6 protein-coding genes are annotated in these 7,098 nt (G+C 47.6%); 3 read left to right on the plus strand and 3 right to left on the minus strand.

Features of this window, described 5'->3' with window-relative positions; translation table 11 throughout:
* Positions 1-157: 157 nt before the first annotated feature.
* Positions 158-2,788, minus strand: coding sequence for a glycerol-3-phosphate 1-O-acyltransferase PlsB (plsB, locus tag B5J93_RS10705; protein ID WP_079326365.1), 2,631 nt, complete (start codon positions 2,786-2,788; stop codon positions 158-160).
* Positions 2,789-2,956: 168 nt separating this feature from the next.
* On the opposite strand from plsB, the gene B5J93_RS10710 reads away from it, so the two are divergent.
* Positions 2,957-3,892 (plus strand): acyl-CoA thioesterase, encoded by a 936-nt coding sequence (locus B5J93_RS10710; RefSeq protein ID WP_079326368.1) that lies wholly within the window; start codon positions 2,957-2,959, stop codon positions 3,890-3,892.
* Between the two features lie 104 nt (positions 3,893-3,996).
* Positions 3,997-5,163 carry a DUF1615 family protein gene (locus B5J93_RS10715; protein WP_079326366.1) on the plus strand — a complete coding sequence of 389 codons (1,167 nt, stop codon included), beginning with the start codon at positions 3,997-3,999 and terminating at the stop codon, positions 5,161-5,163.
* A gap of 118 nt (positions 5,164-5,281) precedes the next feature.
* Here the strand turns inward: B5J93_RS10715 and B5J93_RS10720 are convergent, their stop codons facing one another.
* Positions 5,282-5,551: a DUF1289 domain-containing protein gene (locus tag B5J93_RS10720; RefSeq protein ID WP_079326367.1), complete on the minus strand. Its 270-nt coding sequence runs from the start codon at positions 5,549-5,551 to the stop codon at positions 5,282-5,284.
* A gap of 171 nt (positions 5,552-5,722) precedes the next feature.
* Here B5J93_RS10720 and B5J93_RS10725 point away from each other — a divergent pair, with 171 nt between their 5' ends.
* The gene (locus B5J93_RS10725; RefSeq protein WP_079326369.1) at positions 5,723-6,319 is read left to right on the plus strand and encodes a YqiA/YcfP family alpha/beta fold hydrolase; all 597 of its coding nucleotides are present in this window, start codon (positions 5,723-5,725) and stop codon (positions 6,317-6,319) included.
* Here the strand turns inward: B5J93_RS10725 and B5J93_RS10730 are convergent.
* Positions 6,312-6,956, minus strand: a complete 645-nt coding sequence (locus tag B5J93_RS10730; RefSeq protein ID WP_115237184.1) for an NAD-binding protein — start codon at positions 6,954-6,956, stop codon at positions 6,312-6,314. The genes B5J93_RS10725 and B5J93_RS10730 overlap by 8 nt on opposite strands.
* Positions 6,957-7,098: the final 142 nt, after the last annotated feature.

Here is a 7,098-nt window from a genome sequence, read left to right on the forward strand (position 1 = left end):
AATTTGATATTTGCCACAGGCTTTGTAGGGACGTGCTCAGCACGCCCTTGATGATGTAACGATTTTATCGACGTGCAGAGCCAGTCTCTACGCCCACATATTATAAATCTGTGGTAATTTTAAAGTTCTTTATCTGTGTTTTAAACTAATAAATCAGCTATTTACGTCCAAATTTACGCTTTTTATTCATCTCATTCATGACGCTGTCAATCTCATCGTCGTTTAGGCGAGCGGTGTGACGCAGCAACTCAATCATGTCGGGATTTAGGACGTATTTGGCGTGTTCGGCGATTTTGTCAATGCGTTCATCAAAATCAATCATGCTCGTCTCAGGCTCAATCTGCACATAACCCATGCGTACGAGCGTATCTAAGAAGCTTGTAAATAACGCCTTATCAAACATGTCAGGCAAATCATCGGCATACAGCACGGACACCCTTTGCCCTAGAAAGTAGCATAGATTGACGACTTGTTCGGTATTTAGGCGGTGTGCACCTTGTTCGGACAATAAGGTCAAAGCCATAAAGTAGCGTTCCAAACTCTGCTCGGCAGGGTCGGCAAGCACGATGAGTTGTTGGTAGGCAGGCGAGTTGGTCTCGGGGGCACTGATGAGTACGCCGTCCCATTCGACAACCAGATTTTCTTTGATAAGTACGTCCAAAATCTCGCCAATGGTGTCCTTAATGCTACGCTGTGGGTGTTTTAAAAACAGCTCGGTTTGTAAAAAGGGATACAAAAGCTCGCTGATGTTTTCTAGCTTATCACGGTACATGCGTCCATTTCGTTGCACCAGCGAAGCGATAAAACTGGCTAGGATAAAGACGTGCAGGATGTTGTTTTTAAAGTAGCTAAGCAAGGGAGCTTGTTTGTCCGCCACTTTTATCATGTCGCCTAGCACGTGGGGGGTGCGTTCGATGAGTTCTAACTGCAAGCCATACGCCAAGATGTCTTTGGGGTTCATGTCAGTGACAAAGGTGTCCTTGTCATAAGGCAGGGCTTGGGCGATACGCTGATATAGGGCGATTTGTTCTATCGCTTGGGCTTCATCAAGGGCGGATTTGGGGGTGGACAGTAGTACGAGTGCCAGCAGGGAGACAGGATTGACGACTGCTGATTTGTTGATGTTTTGCATGATTTTGACGCCGATATTGGTAATCATGGCGTAGGTTTGCTTGTCGTTGTCCGCTTGCTCATCAGGGCTTAACGCTAGGGTGTCTTTGCCAGTTTTGATGTTAAATTTATCCAAAAATTGGGTCAGGTGTAGCGGTTCGCCAAAGGACAGATGCACCGTGCCAAATACCCGTTCAATCTTTTGGGCGGTCTTGATGAGACTAAGCAGGTTTTCGCTTTCTTTGGGTTTGCCTTTGAGCTCGCCCACATAAGTCGCCCCTTCCATAATCCGCTCATAACTGATATAAGTCGGGACAAAAACCACGGGTTTGGCAGGCTCACGCAGATAACTACCCACGGTCATGGCAAGCATACCGAGCTTGGGCGGTAGCAGACGACCTGAACGAGAGCGACCGCCTTCGATGAAGTACTCAATGGGGACAGCCCGTTGCATGAGTGTGTGTAGATATTCCTTAAACACCGTGCTGTACAAGGCGTTGCCCTTAAAGCTACGTCTCATAAAGAATGCTCCGCCACTACGCAATATCTCGCCCAGTACAGGGATGTTTAGGTTATCCCCTGCGGCGATGTAAGGGATGCGTAAGCCCCGTTTGTAGATGACATAAGATAAGAGCAGGTAGTCCATATGACTGCGATGGCATGGTACATAGATGATTTGGTGGTCGGGGGCAAGCTTACGCACCCGCTCAAAATGACGCACTTCCACGCCGTCATAGAGTCGCTCCCATAGCCACGTCAAAAAGTGGTCAAAAAAACGGACGACAGAGTGTGAATAATCGCTTGTTATCTCACCCACATAACCGCTGGCTTCTTTTTTGATTTGGGCGATGGTTTTGCCTGTGCGGATGGCTTCTTTTTCTATGGCTTCTTGGACGATGGGCGATGATAAGATTTGCCCCGTCACGTTGCGTTTGTCAGATAGGTCAGGTCCGATGATACTGGTGCGTTGTTTGTCCAAATAGCCTTTTAGGCGTTGGCTGATATGGTTTGCCAAGTGCGATGTACTAAGGTCTACATTGTCAGCATGGTCGTCCTTGCTGTCTTGAATAAGCTTTTGTAAATCCTTGGGCTGAGCAAACTGCACTGCCGTATCACGCCCCATGACCCCGATATTAAAGAGCTGTTTGGGAATGCTGGGACTATTCCATTCGTCCGCCATGAGCAGGCGAAACAGGCTGTCTTCTTTGCTTGGGGCTCGTCCCCATAGGATGGTCACGGGGATGAGTTGCACACGCAATGTGGGGTCATCAATACATGCTTTGATGAGTCGCTCTAAGCGTGGCGATGGAATGTTCTCTGAGCCGTGACGGTGCTTTAAAAAGATGACAGAGGCACTCTCATTGAGACTGCCAATGCTGGTACTGGCAAGGGCAGATGGTAGATTTAACTCTTGGGTTTTAACATCCACGAGCAGACTGTTGGAGCGTGAATATTCTCTTAGCACATAAAACGTGGGAATGTCATCATCAAGCTCTGGCACTTCGCCCAAGATTTGTGCTTTGACCGCCAAAGATAAGCCTTTGCCTGATAAGTTGCGATAGACAGATGGTTTGTTTTCTGCTCTTTTGGGGGCTTCTTGTTGGTTTTGGTGGGTGGGTTTTGGGGTGTTATTTGGTTTTTTAGAAAAAATCTGAGAGATATTCGGAAGTTTTAACATAGTATGTGCCATGATTTGACAATAATCTTAGTATTTTAACATTTTTAACTAGAAATGGACAAAAATTTTGTTATACTTGTACGCCTACCAGAAACGGTGTGGTTTGATGACATTTGTTAATACAGATAGCACTGTTTGCCCTTAGCTATTTAGATGTGTGGAATGATTATGCCAAATACGCCTGATGATAGTTTGATTCGTGACTTGATGACGACTTTGACCCTAACCGAGATAACCCCCGATGTGTTCTCGGCACCGAGTTTTGACTATGTGGGGGCAAGGGTGTTTGGCGGGCAGGTGCTTGCCCAAGCGATGATGGCAGGGGCGAAGACGCTCCAGATAGACAAGCCTTGTCACAGTTTTCACGGTTATTTTTTGCGTGGGGGCGACATCCGCCTGCCAGTCATCTACCAAGTCCGCCGTCTGCGTGATGGCAAAAGCCTGTCGGCTCGGCAAGTCGTGGCGGTGCAAAACGTGCCAAACGACCCTGACGACCCCACGCTTGGCACGACCGAGCAGGTCATTTTTAGCATGATTGCGTCATTCTCACCCATGGAAGGCGGACTGGACTACCAAGAGAGCATGCCCGAATATCCGCACCCTGACACCTTACAAAGTGAGCAGGAGCTAAAAGATGCTCATGTCGGCAAAATCCCCGACGCCCTAAAAGCCCGCTACCTGCGTAAACGCCATGTCGAGATACGCCCTGTCACGCCCCGAGACCCCATTCATCCACAGCCCATGCGACCCCGCCAAGCCAACTGGCTCCGTATCAATGGACTACAAGGCCAGCCTGTCGCCATTCATCAGGCTCTGCTTGCCTTTGCGTCCGACTTTTATTTGGTGGGTACGGGGCTGATGTCGCACGGGCTTAGCTTTATGACCAAGGGTTTACAAGTGGCAAGCATTGACCACAGCATGCATTTTCATCGCCCCTTTGATGTCAGCGACTGGCTACTGTACGACATGTGGAGCGACACGACCAGTCACGCCAAGGGGCTAAACCACGGGCAGTTTTGGCAAGATGGCAGGCTTGTCGCCACCACCCAACAAGAAGGGCTTATGCGACTGGTGGGTGGTGAGCATGTAACCAGCAGTTCGTGATACAAAAATCACACATGGCATTAATGTCGGGCAAGGCTTGTTGGGGCATTATTTTGCTACAATAAGCCGTTTTTTTTTGGCTTGTCATTGTTTTTTATCATTTTATGAAAAATCCACTGTTAAAAAATCTGTCCTTATACATCGCTCTGTTTGGCGGTGCCATCCTGCTGACCGCCTGCACCCAAGAGACGCCCGACACGCCCATCTTGTCAAATGATGAGATTGCCAAAGTGCTACCCAACCGCTCACAGGACAAGGCAAGTTGGGCAGGCGACATCGGGGCGATATTTGACAAGCTAAAACTACATAAGGACAAAGAGAACATCTGCACCGTGGTTGCGGTCATTGACCAAGAGTCCAACTTCCACGCCAATCCTGCCGTCGCTAATCTCGGGCAAGCGTCCTTACGTGCCATCGATGATAAGCTAGAAGACAAACTGGGTAAACAGCTCGCTGGCGTGTTTCGCACCATGCTCGCCACTCGCCCGACCAAGGATAACAGCTTTGAGAGCCAAATCAAAAAAGTAAAAACCGAAAAAGAGCTAGATGAGCTGTACCAACAGATGTTTGACTACTTTACCAGCACCTATAAAGTCAGTGGCGTGAACAATCTCACCAAGCTCACAGGCGAGAGCCTTGACGAACGCCTAAATCCCATCACAACCTTAGGCTCCATGCAGGTGCATGTCAACTACGCCAAACGCCACCGCCGAGCCAACATGAACGACCGCACCCTGCGTGCTGACATGTACGGGCAGTATGGCGGTCTGTACTACGGCATTCATCGCTTGATGATGTATCAGGCGGATTATGATAAGCCAATTTATCGCTTTGCTGACTACAACTCTGGCGTGTATTCAAGTCGCAATTCCGCTTTTCAAAAACGTGTGGCAAGCCTAACAGGAATCAGCCTTGACATCGATGGCGATTTGCTGTTATATGCCAATGGCACGGTGAGCAGTGCCAAATCACAGACCGAGACGGCACTCATCAACCTACTCGCCACCGCCAAAACACCGCTCACCCCCGCCCAAATCAGAAGTGATTTGAAAAAAGAGAAAAAAGCAAGTTTTGAGCAAACCGCCACGTATCAAGGGGTTAGCGAGCTGTTTAAAGCCAAATACAAAAAAGACCCCACCTATGCCATCATGCCACAGGTCGTGATTAGCAGTACAAAGATGAAACAGGACAAAAACACCAACTGGTACGCCACCAATGTCAATAGACGTTATGAAGCGTGTATGACGTTGGCAAATAAGCTGGGGAAATAAATGGGTAAATAGGGGGGGTGCCTACTCTTTATTTGCCATGATAAATGATAAAGGCAAAAAGGCAAATTAAGAAAGATAAATAAAAAAAGGTAAATAAAAACCACAGGGCGATACTGATTTAAAAATCAAAACTTAACTGCTCAAACTGCCCATAAAAATCAAACTCATAATTGACTGGGGTTTGGCGTTGTTTGTGGCGAAGTAGGGCGTTGATGTTGCGACGTCGCCTGCCAAGGTTTTTTAAAATCTTGGCTCGCTCGCCATCGCTGATGATGTGCCATGTTTGGCGTTCGGTGCGATTTCTAAAACAGCCCATGCAGTAGCCCTTTTTGTTCATGGCACACACGCCAATGCAGGGGTTGTCTATCATAAAAAGTTCGTTTTGCATGGCAGGCGAGTGTGGCTTAAAAGGGCAAATGTCAGGCGTAAAAAGCGTTAATTATAGCGAAAATTGATAAAAATTGATACAATGGCGTTTGATTTATTTATCATATATTCGCCTGTCGTGCCATTTTGCGATACTTATTACAATACCCATTTGACAATGCATAAAACGACCATGACCATCATTTACCTGCACGGACTAGATTCCGACCCCAACGCTAATAAAGCCATCATCACCGCCGACCATGCCAAAGGACTTGGCATAGACACCCTACGCCCTGATTTAAACTGTCCGCCTGATGACGTGGTTGCTAAGCTATTGAATTTAATCAAAGAAAATCCCAATGCCGTACTTGTCGGTTCGTCTTTGGGTGGGTATTTTGCCACATTGTTGTCCGACATGACAGGCACGCCTGCGGTACTGCTAAACCCGAGCATACGCCCTGATTTGAGCTTTCAGCGATTTTTAATGGACAATTTTGACGGACAAACGCTCACAGACGATACCGTCATCTACACCACGACAGGGTGCTGGCAGATTCGCTATGGGGATTTGGCGTGGTTTGAAAAGCACCGTTTAACTGCAAAAAATCCCCAAAAAATCAAAGTGCTATTAAAAATGGGTGATGAGCTGTTGGACGCCCACGCCACCCAAGCATTTTTTGAAAGTTGTGGGGCGGACGTTGTCGCCCAAGACGGGGGCGACCATAGAATGAGTGATTATAAAGAGCAGGTAGGATTGGTGCTTGAATGGGTTAGGGCGTTTAACTAATCCCTTTCTTCGTTCTCGTCCAGCATTCAGGGTCTTCTTGCCAGTCCACGCTCTCGCCACGGCGTATTGCACTCATCATCTCGTGCGTTTCTTCTCGTAAGCCCTTGATAAGATTCATCATTTCATCATTATCATAGACCGACACGGCGGGGTCATACAGATAGGACGCACGCCCTAAATGATGCCGTTCACGAGCTTCATAGAATTTGGACAGCTCACGAGCTTTTTCACGAGACAGACCAAGCTGTTCAAGCACAATTCGACCGCTACGAATGGCAGAATCCGCCGTCTCTCTGATGATATAATTCGCCCCCGCATGGTGCAAATCAAAGGTGTGGCGAGCGTCATATGCCCGAGCCAAAATCGTCAAATGCGGATAATGACGGCGGATAAAATGAATAATATCCATGGACGCTTGTTCATTGGTAAGGCAGATGACGAGCATTTTGGCGTTTTTTAGTCCGATGCTTTTTAGCATTTCAAGGCGTGTGGCATCGCCATAATAGGTCTGTATGCCAAACTTAGCAAGCCCTTCAATCATCTCCACATGGCTGTCAATCACGGTGGTATTAAACCCGCACGCCATAAGTAGGCTATTGACCTGTTGCCCAAAGCGACCATGCCCCAAAATCACCACTTTATTTTTTCATAAATGACAAAGTAAAGTGGCGTTAAAATCATGGATAAAGCGACCACCAGTAGGGTTTTACCCCCCCCAAACCTTAAAACAACATCCACCCCCCCATATCCCCATAACCATCCACCAATCACTACTTATA

The organism is Moraxella equi, from assembly GCF_002027555.1.
GTDB classification, from domain to species: Bacteria; Pseudomonadota; Gammaproteobacteria; order Pseudomonadales; family Moraxellaceae; genus Moraxella; species Moraxella equi.

What these genes read in the sequence shown, in the direction of transcription:
- plsB (WP_079326365.1), bottom strand. Translation starts at nt 2,788, where the DNA reads ATGTTAAAACTTCCGAATATCTCTCAGATTTTTTCTAAAAAACCAAAT.
- B5J93_RS10710 (WP_079326368.1), top strand. Translation starts at nt 2,957, where the DNA reads ATGCCAAATACGCCTGATGATAGTTTGATTCGTGACTTGATGACGACT.
- B5J93_RS10715 (WP_079326366.1), top strand. Translation starts at nt 3,997, where the DNA reads ATGAAAAATCCACTGTTAAAAAATCTGTCCTTATACATCGCTCTGTTT.
- B5J93_RS10720 (WP_079326367.1), bottom strand. Translation starts at nt 5,551, where the DNA reads ATGCAAAACGAACTTTTTATGATAGACAACCCCTGCATTGGCGTGTGT.
- B5J93_RS10725 (WP_079326369.1), top strand. Translation starts at nt 5,723, where the DNA reads ATGACCATCATTTACCTGCACGGACTAGATTCCGACCCCAACGCTAAT.